This window comes from Paenibacillus sp. 05T425, assembly GCF_056396205.1.
Genome location: NZ_JBFTLA010000152.1, coordinates 1 through 398, shown reverse-complemented (window position 1 = coordinate 398; position 398 = coordinate 1). Strand labels below are relative to the sequence as shown.

Sequence of the window (398 nt, the reverse complement as noted above, 5' to 3'; positions counted from 1 at the left end):
GGGTAAACCGTGAGCGTCTCCTTAAGCCGTCTCGAGCGTCAGCTCGGTTACACCTTCAAGGATCAGGAACTGATGGTCCTGGCCCTGACTCACCGCAGTTTTGCCGGGCGCAACAACGAACGCCTGGAATTCCTCGGCGATGCCATCCTCAATTTCGTCGCCGGCGAGGCGCTGTTCGATCGCTTCCCGCTGGCCCGTGAAGGCCAGTTGTCGCGTTTGCGCGCACGCCTGGTGAAAGGTGAGACCCTGGCCGTACTGGCTCGTGGTTTCGACCTGGGTGAATACCTGCGCCTGGGCTCCGGCGAATTGAAAAGCGGCGGTTTCCGTCGCGAGTCGATTCTGGCCGATGCCCTCGAAGCGCTGATCGGTGCGATCTACCTGGACGCCGGCATGGAGGT

1 protein-coding gene is annotated in these 398 nt (G+C 61.8%); it reads left to right on the top strand.

Going from position 1 to position 398, the window contains the following annotated elements; all coding sequences use genetic code 11:
- Positions 1-72 precede the first annotated feature (72 nt).
- A partial coding sequence (locus AC1DF0_RS32540; RefSeq protein WP_477577742.1) for a ribonuclease III family protein occupies positions 73-398 on the top strand: 326 nt, incomplete at its 3' end.